Annotated in this window: 17 protein-coding genes; 3 read left to right on the top strand and 14 right to left on the bottom strand. The window is 38.7% G+C overall.

Annotated elements, in window-relative coordinates:
- Positions 1 to 16: 16 nt before the first annotated feature.
- The 6 genes from ACFSGI_RS09170 to metH form a co-directional block, all read right to left on the bottom strand.
- Positions 17 to 340: a thioredoxin family protein gene (locus tag ACFSGI_RS09170; RefSeq protein WP_204823827.1), complete on the bottom strand. Its 324-nt coding sequence runs from the start codon at positions 338 to 340 to the stop codon at positions 17 to 19.
- Between the two features lie 5 nt (positions 341 to 345).
- A complete protein-coding gene (locus ACFSGI_RS09165) occupies positions 346 to 696 on the bottom strand; it encodes a cyclic-phosphate processing receiver domain-containing protein (protein WP_204823826.1) in 351 nt (116 codons plus the stop codon).
- Between the two features lie 33 nt (positions 697 to 729).
- The gene (locus ACFSGI_RS09160; protein ID WP_204823825.1) at positions 730 to 1554 is read right to left on the bottom strand and encodes an Fpg/Nei family DNA glycosylase; all 825 of its coding nucleotides are present in this window, start codon (positions 1552 to 1554) and stop codon (positions 730 to 732) included.
- A 26-nt stretch (positions 1555 to 1580) separates the two neighbouring features.
- The gene (locus ACFSGI_RS09155; protein WP_204823824.1) at positions 1581 to 2387 is read right to left on the bottom strand and encodes a TIGR01457 family HAD-type hydrolase; all 807 of its coding nucleotides are present in this window, start codon (positions 2385 to 2387) and stop codon (positions 1581 to 1583) included.
- Between the two features lie 93 nt (positions 2388 to 2480).
- Positions 2481 to 3413: a ribonuclease Z gene (rnz, locus tag ACFSGI_RS09150; protein ID WP_204823823.1), complete on the bottom strand. Its 933-nt coding sequence runs from the start codon at positions 3411 to 3413 to the stop codon at positions 2481 to 2483.
- A 103-nt stretch (positions 3414 to 3516) separates the two neighbouring features.
- A complete protein-coding gene (gene metH / locus ACFSGI_RS09145; protein WP_204823822.1) occupies positions 3517 to 6957 on the bottom strand; it encodes a methionine synthase in 3441 nt (1146 codons plus the stop codon).
- 218 nt (positions 6958 to 7175) lie between these two features.
- Here metH and ACFSGI_RS09140 point away from each other — a divergent pair, with 218 nt between their 5' ends.
- The gene (locus ACFSGI_RS09140) at positions 7176 to 7715 is read left to right on the top strand and encodes a cupin domain-containing protein (RefSeq protein ID WP_204823821.1); all 540 of its coding nucleotides are present in this window, start codon (positions 7176 to 7178) and stop codon (positions 7713 to 7715) included.
- Between the two features lie 100 nt (positions 7716 to 7815).
- On the opposite strand, the gene ACFSGI_RS09135 is transcribed toward ACFSGI_RS09140, so the two are convergent.
- The 4 genes from ACFSGI_RS09135 to yneA all read right to left on the bottom strand — a co-directional run bounded on the left by ACFSGI_RS09135 (position 7816) and on the right by yneA (position 10367).
- Positions 7816 to 8613, bottom strand: coding sequence for an HAD family hydrolase (locus ACFSGI_RS09135; RefSeq protein ID WP_204823820.1), 798 nt, complete (start codon positions 8611 to 8613; stop codon positions 7816 to 7818).
- Positions 8614 to 8707: 94 nt separating this feature from the next.
- A complete protein-coding gene (locus ACFSGI_RS09130; RefSeq protein WP_204823819.1) occupies positions 8708 to 9229 on the bottom strand; it encodes a methyltransferase in 522 nt (173 codons plus the stop codon).
- A 183-nt stretch (positions 9230 to 9412) separates the two neighbouring features.
- Complete coding sequence (locus ACFSGI_RS09125; RefSeq protein ID WP_204823818.1) at positions 9413 to 9622, bottom strand: DUF896 domain-containing protein; 210 nt, start codon at positions 9620 to 9622, stop codon at positions 9413 to 9415.
- Positions 9623 to 9806: 184 nt separating this feature from the next.
- Positions 9807 to 10367, bottom strand: coding sequence for a cell division suppressor protein YneA (yneA, locus tag ACFSGI_RS09120; protein WP_204823817.1), 561 nt, complete (start codon positions 10365 to 10367; stop codon positions 9807 to 9809).
- A 267-nt stretch (positions 10368 to 10634) separates the two neighbouring features.
- On the opposite strand from yneA, the gene lexA reads away from it, so the two are divergent.
- Positions 10635 to 11261 carry a transcriptional repressor LexA gene (lexA, locus tag ACFSGI_RS09115; RefSeq protein ID WP_069325997.1) on the top strand — a complete coding sequence of 209 codons (627 nt, stop codon included), beginning with the start codon at positions 10635 to 10637 and terminating at the stop codon, positions 11259 to 11261.
- 99 nt (positions 11262 to 11360) lie between these two features.
- Here the strand turns inward: lexA and ACFSGI_RS09110 are convergent, their stop codons facing one another.
- Genes ACFSGI_RS09110 through ACFSGI_RS09100 form a run of 3 tightly spaced genes read right to left on the bottom strand, consistent with a single transcriptional unit; the run spans position 11361 to position 15067 of the window.
- Complete coding sequence (locus ACFSGI_RS09110) at positions 11361 to 11597, bottom strand: hypothetical protein (protein WP_204823816.1); 237 nt, start codon at positions 11595 to 11597, stop codon at positions 11361 to 11363.
- A gap of 25 nt (positions 11598 to 11622) precedes the next feature.
- The gene (locus ACFSGI_RS09105) at positions 11623 to 13617 is read right to left on the bottom strand and encodes a glycoside hydrolase family 127 protein (RefSeq protein WP_204823815.1); all 1995 of its coding nucleotides are present in this window, start codon (positions 13615 to 13617) and stop codon (positions 11623 to 11625) included.
- 52 nt (positions 13618 to 13669) lie between these two features.
- Positions 13670 to 15067, bottom strand: a complete 1398-nt coding sequence (locus tag ACFSGI_RS09100; RefSeq protein WP_204823814.1) for a glycoside-pentoside-hexuronide (GPH):cation symporter — start codon at positions 15065 to 15067, stop codon at positions 13670 to 13672.
- Between the two features lie 259 nt (positions 15068 to 15326).
- Here ACFSGI_RS09100 and ACFSGI_RS09095 point away from each other — a divergent pair, with 259 nt between their 5' ends.
- Entirely contained in the window at positions 15327 to 16280 is a 954-nt protein-coding gene (locus ACFSGI_RS09095; protein ID WP_204823813.1) for an AraC family transcriptional regulator, read from the top strand.
- Between the two features lie 97 nt (positions 16281 to 16377).
- Here ACFSGI_RS09095 and ACFSGI_RS09090 read toward each other — a convergent pair whose 3' ends face one another.
- Positions 16378 to 18489: a CBM35 domain-containing protein gene (locus ACFSGI_RS09090; RefSeq protein WP_204823812.1), complete on the bottom strand. Its 2112-nt coding sequence runs from the start codon at positions 18487 to 18489 to the stop codon at positions 16378 to 16380.
- Between the last annotated feature and the right edge of the window lie 117 nt (positions 18490 to 18606).

The following is an 18606-nucleotide window of genomic DNA, read 5'->3' as shown; positions in this document are numbered from 1 at the left end:
TTCAGCCTCCAATAATTTATGCAATTGCACTACGGATATGTTCAAGTATACGCGGAACAGATTCCATGCGGTATAAAAAACGTGGAGTTTTTTCTCTCCACGCTTCAAATACGATCAAACAAGGGATACTGCTAATTTCGTAAGCTTGTACAAAAGTAGGTGCAAAATTAACATTTAAAGCATATACCGTATGTTCTGGTAAAAGGGGTAACGTAATTTCCAGCATCCGTCTCCCCATTTTACAAGTGCCACAAAGCGGTGTATACGCATAGATCGCTATCGCTTGTCCTGATGTGGTTGCTATTGCTAGCGCTTGTTGTTCTGTCAGTTCTTCAATCATTGCGCTCACCCTTGCCCTTTAGAAAACTGGTTCGCAATATCGTTCAGAACGTCAGCAGGCATAGCACCATCATGTAAAATTACATGTTCCGGTTTTGCTTGATACAGTAGTTCATACATTCGTTTGCGACCGGACATGCTTGATGTGTGCAAATAAATCTCATTCGCAAATAGACCTTCATGCACCATCGCTTTGACTACATCGGTTCCATCCATTTGCCCGAAGCCCAGCTCATGATCAAGCGAAAGAATGTTGACTTCACTGTCTCTAAGCATCATCAGACACTCTTCTCCATCTCTAGCTAGAGCAAAACCTTTGGGGCAAGGACGATAATCATCCAAATAAAGATTGATCATAAATACTGCCTCCTCGGTTCGTATGACTTGATTTTATTTTTCAAATTGTGTAGCTGGACAATAATATGCTTTTTTGCCAGACACTTCAGTTTTGACAATTAAATCTTTCGCAGAACGTACAGAAGGTTCACCTTCGCGCTCATACACACGACGAAGTTCATGGAATCCACCTGTTAATGAATCGGTTACTGTTAATGGCTGACCTGCAAGATGTCCACCGGTTTGGATAGCTTCTTCCAATACTGTTTGCATAGCGACATAGAGACGAGATAATGCATCATCTTCCAGTTCTTGCACTTTGGCAGAAGGCAATAATCCCGCTGTAAATGCGATCTCATCAGCGTAATAGCTTCCAATACCTGCTACTAGATTTTGATTGGTCAATGCCGTTTTGAGGGAACTGCGACGACCTTTATATAATTTGATAAATTGTTCTTCCGTTAATTTGCGATCCGTTGCTTCTGGACCTAGATCTTTTAATTTAGCGCTGGCTTCTTTGGCAGTGTACACATAGAACATACCTTGACGTGCACCGGTAAAGTACAGCGAGTTGTGATCTTCAAACTGAATTTCAACATCTGCTACACGATCCGCATTTTCGTTTGTTTTGCCATAAAATAAAGAACCACCTGCTGCAATACTTAACAGTAAACGTTGTCCATTGTTCGTATGCAGATTTAAATATTTACCGCGACGCTCGATAAAAGCAATACGTTCGCCTACGATTTGACGATTTACTTGTTCAGATTCAAGATTAACTGCTTTGGCACGCTTTACCTCAATTTGAGTAATCGGCACATTTAAAATGTAATTGCTTAATTGCACTTTATAATTTTCTAATTCTGGCAATTCTGGCATAAGAATTCTTCCTCTCTCTATATCAATTAATGGGATGATGAGTATAATTCAAGAGCCGAAATCACTTCGGCAAGATCTTGACATATGATATCTGCTTTGACCCCTGCTTTGGCTTCATGTGTAGATATATTATCTGTTGTCGTAATACCGCTTAATACTAACACTGTCACACAACCGGCAGCAGCACCAGCAGCAATATCGGTCAATAGATTATCGCCAACTACAATTGCATCCTTTGCAGGTAATCCTAAGCGTTCTAATGCATATTCCATCAAAATGGCTGATGGTTTGCCAATCACAACAGGCTCTATTCCTGTTGCAGCAACAATAGATGCCCCAATCGTACCTGCTCCTGGCAACAAACCATCATGTGAAGGAAGCTGTAGATCGGGATTTGTTAAAATAAACTTAGCCCCACCTGCAATCAGGCGCAATGCCTTTGTCAGCTTTTCATATGTAAATTGACGATCGATTCCTTGAAGGACATAATCAGGTTGTTCCTCTGTTAATTGTAACCCATGTTCTGTAGCAGCTTGCTTCAATCCGTCTTCTCCGATGACATACACACTCGAAGCAGGGGATTGCTGTGCAATATAATAAGCGGCTGCCATCGCAGAAGTGCACACTTGTGCAGCACTAGCAGGAATACCTAGATGAGTCAGATGATCTGCGACGCCTTGTGGTGTGCGAGAAGAGTTATTCGTCACAAATAAATACGGAATCTGCTTAGACTGCAAATCTTGTATCCAAGCACTTGCTCCTTCGATAACCGTATCACCATGATACAATGTACCGTCCAGATCAATCAGTAATCCTTTACGATTTGTTGTCATACAGACACCCTTTCTATCACTCACAATCTTCATTGTAAAAAAAGTTGCGGCATAAGGCAAACGGTATCCTTATATTGCCGCAACGTCAATACTTTAAATCGACTTGGAAGAGATCGGAAATAATACATGTTCTTCTGCTAATAAAGTATTTTCAAATACACTTTTGGCTTCTTGAAGTAAAGGTTCAAGCTGTTCACGATCTTTATAACGGGAGCTAAAATGAGTCAAGATCAATTCGTGTACATTTGCATCTTTCGCTGCATGAGCTGCTTGTAATGTAGTACTGTGATAATAATTGTGAGCGGTCTCTTCCATATCTTGCAAAAAAGTAGCTTCATGAACCAGCACATCCGCATCTTGCGCTAACAGACCTACATTCGGACAAGGTCTTGTATCTCCCAAAATCGTAATGATTTTTCCTTTTTTCGGTTTACCTACAACTTGATGAGAATGTAACGTTTGCCCATCTTCTAATTTGATACTACCGCCATTTTTTAACTTTCCATATAAAGGCCCTGGCTTGATACCATGATGCTTCAATACTTCAAAATTCAATTGTCCGGGACGATCTTTTTCAATAATACGATACCCGTAACTATCGATACGGTGTTCTAATAACGCGGATTCTACACGAAACATATCATCTTCAAATACAATGCCACCTTCGTGTTCAACAATATTCAGTTCATATTCGATGCGTGATTGACTGAGCTCCAGAGACGTTCGAATATACCGTTCTAATCCGACAGGGCCATATACCGTAAGCGGTGTGACTCCTCCTTGATACGCTCGACTAGATAATAGTCCAGGCAGACCAAACAAATGATCTCCATGTAAATGAGTAATAAAAATCTTTTCTAATTTACTTAATTTGAGCAAAGAACGTAACACTTGATGCTGTGTACCTTCTCCACAATCAAATAACCATAATGCACGGCGCTCTTCATACATTCGTAATCCAATAGAGGTCACGTTACGCTGAAGTGTAGGAACGCCTGCATTGGTTCCCAAAAAATACAATTCCATCTCTCTCTACCTTCTTTCTGTATTCGCCAGGTTCCGTAACAAAAATCCCCCGATTCGTCGGAGGATTCTGCAATGATGATACATAATGCAATACAATCTATAGTTATGCTTTATCGACATTAAAATAACGAGCTTGTGGATGACTAAATACCATTGCGGATACTGAAGCTTCCGGCTCCATCATAAATCCTTCAGTTAATTCGACACCGATATCTTCAGGCTTCAATAAAGCAAACAAAGGACCTTGATCTTCTAAATCAGGGCAAGCCGGATAACCAAACGATACCCGTATCCCTTGATAACGTGCCCCTAAGCGCTGCTTCATCGTCATCGTCGCTGGATCAGAGAATCCCCAACTATCACGCATCATATGATGAACACGTTCTGCAAGTCCTTCTGCGGTCTCTAGCGCTACGGCTTGAAGAACATGGGAGCGCAGATAATCGCCTTTATCTTTCCACTCTGAAGCCAGTGCACTAATTCCTTGACCAGCAGTGACTACCATAAAGCCTACATAGTCCATCATACCACTTTCTACAGACTTCAAAAAGTCAGCTAGACAGAGATAAGGTTCTACTTGTTGGCGTGGGAATGTAAATGTATGCAAAATTCGGCTATGATCTGTCGGATCATATACAATCACATCGTTCCCATTCGATTGAGCAGGGAAAAAGCGATACATACCATGTGCTTGAATAATATGCTCTGTTAATGCTTTTTGCAATATTTCATCTACAACCGACTTGAGCTGTACTGCCTTCGGATCTTGCTTGGCTAACAACTGTTCTACAGATCCTTTAAGACCTAGATGATGTCCAAGCAACATCTGCATATTCACATATGGCAAAATATGCGTTAGCGGATAATTACGCAATACATGACGATCCAGATCAGGCGGAAGATAGATCGGCATATTTGGATCAATATCTGATTTGACTGCACGAGTTAGCACCGGTAATGGTGCTACTTCTACTGCTACCGCTGTATCGATCTCATTTTCAGCCGCTACTTCTGCTTCGATGATTGCTCGCTTTTCAGGATTCATAAGACGATTAGCAATATCGAGACCATCCATAGCGTCTTTGGCGTATAATACCAATCCTTCATATTCCGGTCGGATGCGATTTTTGGTGAATTTGCGTGTTAACGCTGCTCCGCCTACCATAATAGGAATAGCAATCCCTGCACTACGCAAATCTTGCGCTGTTGTAATCATTTGCTGCGCAGATTTAACCAAAAGACCGGATAGACCTATCGCATCTGCTTGCTCATTACGGTACGCTTCGATAATGCGTTCAGGGGGAACTTTGATACCTAGATTGATAATTTTATAACCGTTATTAGATAAAATAATTTCAACAAGATTTTTACCGATATCATGCACATCGCCTTTGACAGTTGCCAGCAAAATCTTACCTTTCACAGACGATTCATTTTTCTCCATAAATTGTTCCAGATAAGCAACAGATGCTTTCATCACTTCGGCACTTTGCAATACTTCAGCTACAATCAACTCATTATTATTAAAAAGTCGTCCTACTTCTTCCATGCCTGCCATCAGCGGGCCGTTGATGACTTCGAGTGAGGAGTATTTTTGCAAAGCTTTTTCCAAATCAGGAAGCAAACCTTCTTTGGTTCCTTCTACTACATAAGAAGCAAGTCGTTCTTCTAGAGATAGATTAGAATCCTGCACTTTCTTTTCGACCTTTTTATTGCGAAAAGCAGCTACAAATTCAGCTAATGTAGCATCATTTGTATGATAAAGTAATTCTTCTGCTAAATGACGTTCATGTTCAGGAATAGACGCATACCGTTCTAATTTCTCGGTATTTACGATCGCATAATCTAAGCCTGCTTTGGTACATTCATATAGAAATACAGAGTTCAGTACTTCACGCCCTGCTTCCGGTAAGCCAAACGATATATTACTAATCCCTAGAATCGTATGACAACCTGGAATTTGTTGCTTGATTAAACGAATACCATCGATTGTTTCTTTGGCAGAACCAATATACTGTTCATCTCCTGTACCTACAGGAAACACAAGTGGATCGAAAATTAAATCTTCTGTTTTGAGTCCGTATTTATGAACAAGCAATTCTTGTGAGCGCTTAGCCACTTCTAATTTGTCTTGCGCTGTTATCGCTTGTCCTCGTTCATCGATCGTTCCTACAACAACAGCAGCACCATATTTATGAATAAGCGGAGTGACATCTTCAAACTTCTCTTCGCCATCTTCTAGATTAATCGAGTTAATAATCGCTTTCCCTTGCGAATAACGAAGAGCGATATCGATAACAGCTACATCCGTCGTATCGATCATTAATGGAGCTTTTACTTTTTTGACAACTAGATCTAGAAATTTCTCCATATCATACGTTTCATCACGATCGGGATCTTGCACACATACATCGATCACTTGTGCACCATTTTTCACTTGAGCACGAGCGATCTCAGAGGCTTCTTCATATTTGCCTTCTACAATCAATCGCTTAAATTTACGTGAACCGAGAACATTAGTACGCTCTCCTACCATATAAGGACGATTATCTTGCTCAATATATACAGGTTCTATACCGGATAAAGCCGGTGGATGTGTACCGATCATTGCACGAGGTGGATATTGAGATAACAATTCATCCATAACACGAATATGATCCGGTGTAGTCCCGCAACAGCCTCCAGCTATATTGAGCCAACCTTGCTCGGCAAAAGCCGCCATTTTACGTCCTAACGATTCAGGAGACTCGTGATAATTCCCATTCTCATCAGGCAACCCTGCATTAGGATAACAACTAACAGCCGCTCCTGCCATCTCAGACAATGAACGAATATGATCACGCATAAATTCAGGGCCAGTCGCGCAATTCAATCCTACTGAAATCGGATTCAAATGTTCTAATGAGATATAAAACGATTCTATATTTTGTCCGGCAAGTGTTGTGCCCATCGGCTCAATCGTACCGGATATCATTAAAGGTAATTCTATTCCTGTCTGCTTAAACGCATGACGAATACCGATACTACCTGCTTTCACGTTCAATGTATCTTGCGAGGTTTCTAATAGAAGTACATCTGAACCGCCTTCTATCAAAGCTACAGCCTGTTCCTGATAACTTTCTACCAGTTCATCAAAAGTGACTCCGCCCGTAACAGACAATGTTTTGGTTGTAGGTCCCATAGCGCCTACAACATAACGTGGACGTTCAACTGTACTGTATTTATCAACGGCTGCTCTGGCAAGCTTAACAGCCGCTAGATTCAACTCACGTGCTTGATCTTGAATATCATATTCAGCCAGTACCACTGAAGTAGCGCCAAATGTATTCGTTTCGATCAAATCTGCACCAGCAGCTAAATATTGCTCATGGATATCTTGGATCACATCAGGACGTGTTAGAACCAGTATTTCATTACAACCGTCCAGATCATCACTTCCAAAATCGTTAGCTGTTAAATCTCTTTGTTGAATCATCGTCCCCATAGCGCCATCCAAAATCAGAATACGCTGTTCAAGTCTTTCTTGTAGGTCAGGCTTATTCATCTATTCGATCCTCCCCGCAAAACGTTAGGCTTTAGTTTAACAGAAACTTTTTAACTAGAAAAGAATCTTATTTGTCATGTATAGATGTATTATACTTATAATTATAAAAGTGAAGATCTTTTATTTAGATAGCAAGATGAAGTTTGAATGAAAGTATCGACAAAAAACGCTTTTTCTTTTATAATACAACATAAAAACATTGAAAGAAGGGTAATCCGATGGCTGAAATCAGAATTAGAAATACCAATGAAAGAATTGCTGGAGATGACAAGGTTCTGGAGTTTTTGAACAAACATGAGGTTGTATATGAAAAATGGGATGCTTCCAAATTGGCTCCTGAATTGCAAGATAACTTCACATTGACAGATGAGCAAAAACAAGCGGTTTTAGATACGTACGAAGCAGAAATCAAAGACCTTTCAGCACGTCGTGGTTACCGCACATGGGATGTTATCACTTTATCTGAATCTACACCTGATCTGGAAGCTAAATTAGCTAAATTTGAAGAAATTCATACCCATACAGAAGATGAAATTCGTGCGATCGTATCAGGTAACGGTATTTTTATTATCAAAAGCCCTGAGCATGGATACTTTGATGTTGAGTTAGAGCCAGGTGATGTCATCTCTGTACCTGAGAATACGCCTCACTTCTTTACACTTGTTGAAAACCGTAAAATTGTAGCTGTTCGTTTGTTTGTCGAAACAGACGGTTGGATCGCTCTTCCTTTCGAAGATAACTCTTTCCAAAAAGCTTAAATAGTAGAAATAAAAAAATCCCTTACCGATTTACTCGGATAAGGGATTTTTTATTATGTTTTGGACTGTGTGATTCCAATATCATGTCATAAAATATTCTTTATGATACCAACTGAGCAGTAATCTGATGAATATCGGTTAAGCGTGTGATTTCATAATCAGGCTTAATCTCACTATCGTTGATTTTGCCATTACGGTTCACCCATACGGACTTGATGCCTGCTGCTAACGCACCTTTGATGTCTGTAGTCAATTTATCCCCGATCATCAATGCTTGCTCTGGCTTTACATCCAATAATTCAAGCGCATGTGCAAAAATCTCAGCATTGGGCTTACCTTTACCAAATGCACCGGACACAACAATCTGATCAAAATAAGGAGCTAACTTGGGTACACCGTCTAACTTTTCTTGTTGCAACGCTGGACAACCATTGGTAAGCAACAATAACTTAACCTTACCTTGCAATTCATCCAAAATCTGAAATGTCTCTTCATAGATATGCGGACGATTACGTCGTTCTTGTACGAATCGATCAGACAGTTGGAGTGCTAAAGCTTCATCTTCGATCCCCATTGCACTCAGACCTTTACGCCATGATTCTTTGCGATACGTCGGTGCAATCTTTTGCAATTGACGGAATTCAGGTTGTTCTCCTGCGGAAAATTGAGCCCACAAGCCTTCAAACGGATTAATTCCTATCCATTGGGTAAAAGGAAAAGTCTCATAGGATTCATACAGTGCTCTTGCTTCTCGGCGTACGGCTTCTTCTAAAGCTGTCGGATCAACACCTGTCGCTTGCTGAGCAACCAGGCATGTCTCTGCAAAAGCTTCTTCTATACTGCGTTCATCCCATAATAACGTATCATCTAGATCAAACAAAACGGCTTCAATACTCACTGTCTGTACCTCCTCAACGATCATCATTACTTTGATTATAATAACTAGATATTTAGCATTAGATAGAATATATAACTATCATTCTAAAAAAAGCTTATGCTTTTTCTTGAATCGAAATTTTGTGTTGTGCAGCAAATGTGCGTAAATGCTCGCTCATTGCATCGGTATCATAACGGTTTAACGTGCGAGAGAATACCCAGCTTCCACCTTTAGAGCTGTGTTCAATTACCACATATCCTTTTTGAAGACGGATATTTTTTACTTGAGATGAAGAGATTAGACGATCACGATTAAATTTGGTAGTGATCAATGAATCTCTGCCAATTTTTAAGTACGGTTTGCGGAAATAAAGCATAACGCCAAGTAAAATGTACAAGGCTACTGTAACGATAAAGATCACGCTAAAACCGTCAGCAGTAGGATACATAATACCCATAACTGCATAAATAATTCCCAATATAATTAGAGCGGCTGGAAAAACGATGTTTCTTCCTTTGTACGCTGTATATTCGGAAATACTGGTTTTGCCACCGATAGAAGATTGACCTTGCTTTCTACGTGCAGCATTAACTTGCTTTGAATTGCGTCGAACTTGCCTTTCCCAGGAACGGGACATACTTTGTTTCCCCCTAATAGATAATGTAAGCCTTACAACAAAAGCAGAAGACTTCGTTCTATCTTATCATGCCAGAACAAGCCCCAAATTTCCATAGCAAAATAGGATGCCCTCTTCTAGATCAGCCAGAGCATCCTTGATGTTATGTGTTTCTTTTGTATTTATTGAAGTCATTAGATGATTTTATTTATGCTTATTTTTGGTGTTATCCGATGATTCAGCATCTTCTACAAATTCTATTGTATCTAATTGTTGACGAAAATTACTGCGAATATTATTTAAATAAATAGCGCGTAACTCATCACGTTCTACAGTTTCTTCTGCTGTAAGACCTGAACTTTTTTTCTTACGAGCTAATTCATTAATACGTGCAATCAGTGTATCGATATCCATAACTAACCTCCATTTGAGTAGTGGTCTTTTGACCATCACTAACTTTGACATGTAAAAAAAAGCTTGTCAAGATCAATAGATCTTAACAAACTTTTATCTTATTCATCAGTACATTGTAATGAGTACATTCTCTTATCAAGTCATATCAGTTATAAAACAGATCTCTGTTTAGAAATGATATGACTTAATCGTATGGAATCACCAGAACATCGCCTGCTTGAATCTCACTGGTAGTCAATTGATTCTCACTACGAATCTGAGCTATATAATCACGTGTATCCGTTTGAGCTGATTTGTATTCGCTAGCGATACTCCATAGACTATCTCCTGAATGAACAACAACTGTTTGTGCAGGCCCTTCTACTTTGTCTGCTACTACAAAGTTATGAATCACTCCACCGTACAATAATACACCTGCAAACACAAAACACACCATTAAACGTCCGCCAGATTTCCACTTTACTTTTTGCGCTGTACTTTGAATAAGCTGAAGTGTTTTTTGACGTAATGTCTTTTTGCCTTTGGGTTGATTTGGTTTGCGTATCTTTTGCACATTCGGCAAATAAGTCCATTCATCTACTACTATATCTTTGTCCGCTCGTGTAGCATGAATAGCTGCTTGCTGGGATTGTTTCTCCGAATAACTTGTTGATGTATGATGTATATCTGATCCTGATCCATCAATCTGTTGTTCACCATTTTCAGATTGATTGTGGATGCTACGATATGTAGTATATTTTAACATTGTCATCACGCTCCAAACATTTGTTCTTGTTTTCTCAAATTCACTATAACACGAACATATGTTTTACTCAATAGTTTTTTACGAACTTTCGTTCGTGTTTTTTATTCTATCTTTTAGACTATAGATTATGCTTGTTATATGATGAATAGCCTACAAAAAGTAAATAATAACAAAATAAATATACAAATTTTAGAACTTATGTTTGTACGAACGGTAGTTCTATGTTATAATTTTGCCAAACGTTACTAGCATTGGGGTTGATAAGGTATGTCAAAAGTTTCAAGTCGCCAACAGGCCATTTTGGAATTTATCCGAAATGAAGTCAAACTTAAAGGTTACCCGCCATCTGTACGTGAAATTGGTGAAGCTGTAGGTCTTGCTTCTAGTTCTACTGTACATGGTCATCTGGATCGTTTGGAGAAAAAAGGACTGATTCGACGCGACCCGACCAAACCTCGTGCCATCGAGTTGTTGGGTCAAGAAGAGTCTGAAAGTAATATTCTTTTCGCTCAAACGGTATCTCGTGTTCCTATTATTGGAAAAGTAACCGCCGGTGTTCCGATTACAGCTACAGAACATATTGAAGACTACTTCCCTCTACCACAGAATTTTACAGGTGAAGGACAAGTATTTATGCTTTCTGTAGTTGGAGACAGTATGATTGAAGCAGGAATCTATAATGGTGACTACGTGATTGTACGTCAACAACAGACCGCTGATAATGGCGATATTGTTGTAGCCATGACCGAAGATGATGAAGCAACAGTCAAAACGTTCTACAAAGAAAAAGATCATATTCGTCTACAACCTGAAAATCCGATGTATCAGCCACTTCGTCTGACACATGTTACGATTTTGGGTAAAGTCGTAGGATTGTTCCGTAACTTACACTAAATTAATAGCATAAGTTACTGTTCGTAGAAGATAGAAAAAGACCGCTACTTTCCTAGTAGCGGTCTTTTTTAATAAAAATCTCAAACTATTTTATATAATCTATCCAAATAACTTCGTATCCATTAGTTTGGCAAGTAATGCTTTGAAATCTTTACTTTCTGCTTTCTCGGCTAATTGAGCTTCCAGTGTATTGAACTTTTCAGCTAGAAAATAAGCATTTAAAAATAGACCCAGATGATCTTTAGCTACTGCTTCTGCATTATCTTTATCTGATGAATAACTTGAAATAACGGTATATGCAAATTTCTCAGGATCGATTCTCATTTTAGATTTCATCTGGCACTCTCCTTTGTAGTGTTGATTATGCTTGGTTAAGCCATACCAGCATTTCACCGGGTTGTCGGTTAGCCCAGCAATAATAAGGAATAAGCCGTAATGTTGTCGCATCATAGGTTGTAGATACTTGAGAAGCATACAATACATCTTCCCACTGAGAAGTAATCGTTCTTTTTTGCGCTTCTACATTAATCTTACCTACTCCACCTAGTAATTGCTCATCAAATTCGTATTGATAGTTCTGATTTTTAGTTAACTGAATCAAATGCAAATGTTCCCCATTATCTACTTCTTCAGCGCAATAAATAAACGGCCCACGTCCTATTGCTACTTTACCAATATCTGCTCGAACTAGCGGATGTGCTGTATATTCTTTAATCTCCATCGGTAAGATCAATTCGATCTTATCATTAGACTGCCATATGCGATCAACATGTATAAATCCGTTACTGACTTCTGCTTCGATTGATTCTCCATTCACTACTGATTCTCCATTCACTACCAATGAATAATCATCTGCCCAGTACGGCAATCGGAGTGCTAATGTAAACGAAGTCGGTTGTTCTGTATGAGTTATGATCGACACATGACCTTCCCATGGTAAAGTTGTTGTTTGCTCAAGCTGTACTTTGTGATTATCAATTTCTAATGTCGCTGTACTTGTAATAAATAGATTTGTATATATCGCTTTTTGTTCTGATTGAACAGTATAGATATATTTATGAAGCGAAGTTAATAATCTTGCCAAGTTCGGTGGGCAACAAGCACAACCGAACCATTCTGGACGTGTAAATTTCACATGACTTTTTCCTGGATCACGACGACTATTTTCGGGATGTACTTCTAACGGATTCACATAGAAAAAATGTTTACCATCCAGTGCCATACCCCCAATCGCTGTATTGTATAATGCTCGCTCTAACACATCGGCATATTCAGAGCGTGCTTCATTTTTGAGCATATTAAAAGCAAAAAAGATCAATCCGATCGATGCACAGGTCTCGCAGTACATCGTATCATTAGGTAAATCATAGTCCAGAGTAAACGCTTCTCCATCGACTGTTGATCCTATGCCACCGGTAATATACATACGTTTGGTAATCATGTTTTTCCAAAGGCGGCGGCAAGCTTCTAACATCGCTGTATCGCCTGCTAACAAAGCAACATCTGCCATAGCGGTACACATATAAACAAGTCTAACAGCATGACCTTCTGCGGTCTGTTGCTCCAAAATAGGTTGATGTGCCTGGTAATACTCTAGTGGACGATGATTCATTCCTGCTATCACCGGCTTGGTTCCTGAATCTTCTGCTTGTTGTCTGGCAAAAAAGGTTGTATCGGTTCCACGCTCATACAAAAAATAACGACTCAGATTCAGATAACGTTGTTCTTTTGTAAGAGAGTATAACTTGGTCAATGCCAATTCTATTTCTTCATGCCCATCATATCCTTGAATCTGATGTTCTCCTTTGCCAAAAGAAGCATCTATGCAGTCCGCTAATCGGCAAGCGATATGCAACGCTTTTTCATTATGAGTTGATTCGTAATAAGCAACGGCTGCTTCAATAAAATGACCTGCACAATACAATTCATGACTTTCAGCCAATTGCTTGAATCTTCGCTCCGGTTCTTCGATAGAGAAATACGTATTGAGATAACCATCTTCCTCTTGGGCTAAAGCAATCAGATCAATCACGCTATCAGCCAATTCTTGCAATTCAGCATCGGGATGAATAGATAATGAATATGCAACAGCTTCAAGCCATTTGTATACATCGCTATCCTGAAATACCCATCCATAATGATTACCTTGCTTCAATCCAGCAGCAATTTTAAAATTTTCGATCGCATGACTTTTTTCAGAAGGAATATTATTATCATTTCTTTCTTTTTCGATCGTGATATTCGCGTTATCATTTAATACGTTCCATTGATAAGGAATCATTTCTGTACGAACCAGTTCCCGATAATGAGACCAGAATTCATCTGTAATAGTAAGTGATCGTAAATGTAATGACATTATATGTCTCTCCTCCTATGGTAGCTACTTTATATATTTATAGATCGAATAATTATTTGGCTTGAGTGCCTGTATGATGTTCCTTGATAAGTAACTGTCTGCGAATATATCCTTCATTTTTTTCAAAATGGCGATAAAATAACATCGGGATAATTCCTAAAGCAAATACAATAGCAGGTAACCAGATAAATACAAACTGAATACCTGATAACGATTGTGTACTTTGCGCGACATTGGGCACATAACCGAATGAAGACATAAATTGTGTAGGAATAAATCCACCTAATCCCGAGCCTGCTTTGATACAAAAAGCGCTACCAATTGCTGTTAAAATCCCACTTCCACGTAGACCTGATTTCCATTCTCCATAATCTACAGTGTCTGATAACATAGCAAAAGGCATCGAGCAAGCAATTCCTGATCCAATACAAGCAATAATCCATCCTACAATCAAAAAGCTAATATGATCGCCTGCAAAAAACAGTACTATTTGTCCCAGCACCGCTAAGATAAAACCAAAGATCATTGTTGAATATTTGTTAGAAAATTTTACGATAAAAGGAATCAATACCATACCAATCACTTGAATAACTGAAATTCCGTTAATCAATGGCACCAATTCTTTATGCCCGATATTGTATTCAAAGTAATAAACTAATGTAGATGTACGAATCGTTAAAGCGATCCAGAATAATAGATTAGCAATCACCAAAATAATCCAGGGCCAGTTGCCTTTCATTGCTTTAAAGCTTGATTTGAACGGAATCGTTTTGATCTTTTCGGTATTGATTTCTTTGAGATCAGCAAAAGCGATTAAAAACATAATTATAGATACAATTCCGAACACACATAGTGTCCAAAAAAAGCCTTTCTGATCATTACCTGCTCCGAAAAAAGTGACTAATGGTAAAGTAAATGTCACTGCTGCAAAATTACCAACATTGCCACCTACCATCCGAAATGAGTTCAAAACCACTCGTTCATCTGTATTTCTACTCAAATTTGGTAAAATCGAAGTGATCGGTGTTGAAATTCCGGTATAGGCTATACCTGCCAAAATATAAGTTACTGCCGCATAAACCACTTTCCATGTACCGTCCAAATTGGGAGTGGTAAACGTTAATATTGTAAATACAGCAAACGGAAAACAAAGCCACAAAAAATAAGGTCGACTTTGACCATATTTGGATCGAGTCCGATCTACAATAATGCCCCATAGCGGTGCATCTACCGCATCCACTAATCGTGTTACCAGCAATAAGGTGCCTGCTACGCCTACAGATAAGCCAAACACATCTGTATAAAAATAAAGCAAGTAAGCACCGATAATGCTATACAACAAATTGCCACCTGTATCTGTGAGCGCATAACTGATTCTGCGATGAAAAGGAACTTTATCATTCAGAAGAGTGGATTGAGGCTCTGGCGAAGATTGAGGTGTAGCTTCCATAATATAACCTCCTGATTCGATTAAATAATGATGATTTCTTTATTTAATAGTAAGCGCTTACGAGAAGAAGATAAACTTAGCTTTTCGTAGGAAAGGTATCTATTTCCGACTCATTAATTTATTAAAAAAATTAACTATTCCCTTATAAAATTGTGCTATACTACGTTAAAATATAGATTTATAGTGATTATAAGTAATAAGGTTTACAAATCCGACTTTTCCTATCCAAAACTGACTTTTCGATAAGGAGCGATTACATATGCTACTAAAACCGATCTCAAAAATAAATATTGAGCGCCCTCTCGCTTATTTTAAATGCGGGCAGTTTGTCAGTGATGAAGGCTGGCAACACAAAAAAATGAAGCTTGAAAAAGATTATGAATTGATTATTGGTTTGAAAGAAATCATCTATCTGCAAGTAGGCGATACCCAGTATGAGATTAAGCATGGAGATGTGTTATTAATTCAGCCGGGCGTAGAATATTCCGGTTATGCAGATTCTAAAGCAGGAGCTAGCTTTTTTTGGTTACACTTTTTCCCTCGGGATACTACTCACATAGAATCAGGAGACGAATTTATAAATCATTTGTTTGGTACTATAATGATCGAACAGAAAAATGAGATTAATCATTATGTCTGCTTACCGGACTTCTTTTCACTGCCTTATCTAGATAAACCGATTATCTTAATAAAGCAGATTTTGGATACGTCTAATACTTCTTATTACAGCACATATGCTGTCGATTATCTGGTAACTGAACTTATGATCGAATTAACCGATAAGTATGTACAACCTCTGATCCATAATGAATTATTGCACAAAGAATACAATCAGAAGTTTATGCAAATTTTAGAATGGATTCGGGTGAATATTTATCATGATCTTACTGTACAGAAAGTGGCTGATACGTTCTGCTTTAATGCTGATCATCTCACTCGTTTATTCAAAAAAAATCTTGGGATGAGTACGATTCGTTATATTAATACACTCAAGTTAAGTCTGGTCAAAGAACTGTTATGCACCACTAACTCTTCTATCAAAGAAATTGCTTATGAACTACATTTTCGAGATGAGAAGTATATGATGAAATTATTTAAAAATTATGTTGGTATGACACCTACTCAATTCCGCGATACGTATACGAATACGTACATCAATACAGTCACTGTAGATCCTGATATTCCGATACCTAAGCATCTGCTCACTGAATAGATCAGAAATGATAAACATAAGAATTCACACCAAAAACCTTGCTCTCCTATTCTGTTATCGAATAGGGTGAACAAGGTTTTTGTATGTTGTAATAAAATTATTTCACTTCAATATAATCAAGTTCTGCATAGCTAGTACCTTTTTTAAATACGATCGTATTTTCTCCCTGCTTCAATGTTACAGGAACGGTCATAATTTGGCGTGTACCGACATTTGGTAAATTTGCAATCCAGCCGCCTGTTTTTGGATACGTAATTACAGTAGATGCTTGATTATTTACAGATAGATTTTGAGTCGAATTTCCTGTTGTTCCATTTCCATAACCAATCTCCATATTATACGTTTTGTTTGCTGGAGCATAGACTGAGAACGACACAGAACTATCTGGATTATCTATTTTGCCTACAAATTGACGATTAGAAGCAAATGAACTTCTGGATACTGTCGCATCATTAATTTTAGCATCTTCGGCTTCTACTCTTACTTTGAAATCACCTACAGGTTGTAATTGGATATAATCAAGCTCTGCATAACCTGTTTTTCCTTTGCTGAATTTCAAAATATTACTGCCTGCTTTTAAAGAAACTGAAGTCTGAACCGTATTGCTATTTCCTTGAGATAACCAACCGTCTGTTGTCGGATATTGAATAGTTGTAGACGCTTGATTATTGACACTTAATTCTTGTGTAGATTGAGCGTTTGTACCATTCGCATATCCAATCTTCAGATTATAATTACCAGCTACAGGAGCATTTACTGTAAATTGAACAGAGCTATCTTGATTGTCTATCGTACCAACATATTTCCGATTAGAAGCATTCCGGTTGTTAAAAATGTTAGCTGAAGCAATAGTTGCATTTTCTGCTTCATAACGACTGAGCGATGATTGCTTGCCCGGAGTAATCACCAATCGATAAGCAGAAGATTCTTTTAACTGAGTAAGCGGAATAGAAATCTGACCATTTTCTATAGTGAAATCACCTTCAAATTCATTAGTAGGTTGACTTACTGCGGTATCTACACCGTACCAAGGTGTGCTTTCTACTTTGACATGAGCATTACCTGGGAAATATGGTAATGAAGCGAATCCTTTAACCACTATATTTCGATTGCCATTTCCTCCGCCTACGATCACATCTGCTTGTTGTTTGGCATTATTTACACTAGCAATACCATCTAGATCCAAAGCCGTTGGATTCGCCGGTGTTGTCATCGCCATCTGACCGGACATATCACCATACCATTTGTATAACCACCATGCACCATTAGCTGCTCCTTTGTCTGTCACAAGGTTGCTTAGACGACCTGGACGGAACCAGAATGCAATATTCGCTGTATCCACATCAGAACGTTCAAATTGAGCGATATAGCGCAACATATTGCCTGGAACCGCTTGTTCCGATACGACACCATACTCATTGATGCTGATCGGCAAATGTTTGATACCTAGCTCTGTCTCCAAAGCACGATACGCTTTCATATGATTAGAAATGTACTGCGGTGCAGGGCCATCTAAATATTCACCTTCCGGCGCTCCTAATTCGTGCCACGATATAATATCGGGTAATACATTATTATCTCTTGCATACGTTAAAAAGTTTCTCAGCCAGCTTTCGTTATAATGAGTAATACTTGGTCCTATGATTTTAGTGTTTTTATCTTTAGCTTTGACTCGCAAATATGTTTTTTTCCAACCTTCGTTAAATGAACCTGCTGCTCCGGTATTCCATGTACCATCGGGTTCATTCCACAATTCATATCCGTATATATTTGTAGCACCTGACTTCAATCTAGCATCTACAATACCATCTACTTTTTTATACCAATCATCCCAACTTACCCATTTGTACGGAAAATTAGGATAAATATCTGGCATCCGTATCGTCACTTGAGCGCCATTGCGTTCGGCAATTGGAGCTACTTTGAGTGCATCACCGATAGGTGTAGTTTCACCGTTAGGCAATTGACCCCCATTTGGAGCCATTTGTGTGAACATTTTCGGCTTTGTTGGCGCGATTAGATTGTCCGATGGCCTACCTTCTTCCGCTAATCCATACAACGAACCAGAAGCGACATGAGTAACCGGTCGATATTGATTAGCTAGATCTACTGTAAATGTTGCTGGCACTGCTGCTGTAGCTGGTGCAGGGGTAACTGGAAAAACAGTAAGTAAAAGAGCACCACTTAATAAAACAGCTAACTTTTTCAATTCTCATCACCTTTTCTCAACATATTTTGAAACTAATTCTGCAAAATAGAACGCTTTCAAAATACGGTGGCCACCGTTGGTCTTGATTACATCAAGTTATAACTTACACTTTAAGGT

It is taken from the genome of Paenibacillus nicotianae (genome assembly GCF_042681745.1).
Taxonomy (GTDB): Bacteria; Bacillota; Bacilli; order Paenibacillales; family Paenibacillaceae; genus Saccharibacillus; species Saccharibacillus nicotianae.
This window is presented reverse-complemented; position numbering and strand designations above follow the sequence as displayed.

Coding starts and splice junctions, on each gene's coding strand:
- ACFSGI_RS09100 (WP_204823814.1), bottom strand. CDS start 15,067: ATGGAAGCTACACCTCAATCTTCGCCAGAGCCTCAATCCACTCTTCTG.
- ACFSGI_RS09105 (WP_204823815.1), bottom strand. CDS start 13,617: ATGTCATTACATTTACGATCACTTACTATTACAGATGAATTCTGGTCT.
- ACFSGI_RS09155 (WP_204823824.1), bottom strand. CDS start 2,387: ATGACAACAAATCGTAAAGGATTACTGATTGATCTGGACGGTACATTG.
- yneA (WP_204823817.1), bottom strand. CDS start 10,367: ATGTTAAAATATACTACATATCGTAGCATCCACAATCAATCTGAAAAT.
- ACFSGI_RS09125 (WP_204823818.1), bottom strand. CDS start 9,622: ATGGATATCGATACACTGATTGCACGTATTAATGAATTAGCTCGTAAG.
- ACFSGI_RS09095 (WP_204823813.1), top strand. CDS start 15,327: ATGCTACTAAAACCGATCTCAAAAATAAATATTGAGCGCCCTCTCGCT.
- rnz (WP_204823823.1), bottom strand. CDS start 3,413: ATGGAATTGTATTTTTTGGGAACCAATGCAGGCGTTCCTACACTTCAG.
- ACFSGI_RS09140 (WP_204823821.1), top strand. CDS start 7,176: ATGGCTGAAATCAGAATTAGAAATACCAATGAAAGAATTGCTGGAGAT.
- metH (WP_204823822.1), bottom strand. CDS start 6,957: ATGAATAAGCCTGACCTACAAGAAAGACTTGAACAGCGTATTCTGATT.
- ACFSGI_RS09110 (WP_204823816.1), bottom strand. CDS start 11,597: ATGAAATCTAAAATGAGAATCGATCCTGAGAAATTTGCATATACCGTT.
- ACFSGI_RS09130 (WP_204823819.1), bottom strand. CDS start 9,229: ATGTCCCGTTCCTGGGAAAGGCAAGTTCGACGCAATTCAAAGCAAGTT.
- lexA (WP_069325997.1), top strand. CDS start 10,635: ATGTCAAAAGTTTCAAGTCGCCAACAGGCCATTTTGGAATTTATCCGA.
- ACFSGI_RS09165 (WP_204823826.1), bottom strand. CDS start 696: ATGATCAATCTTTATTTGGATGATTATCGTCCTTGCCCCAAAGGTTTT.
- ACFSGI_RS09170 (WP_204823827.1), bottom strand. CDS start 340: ATGATTGAAGAACTGACAGAACAACAAGCGCTAGCAATAGCAACCACA.
- ACFSGI_RS09160 (WP_204823825.1), bottom strand. CDS start 1,554: ATGCCAGAATTGCCAGAATTAGAAAATTATAAAGTGCAATTAAGCAAT.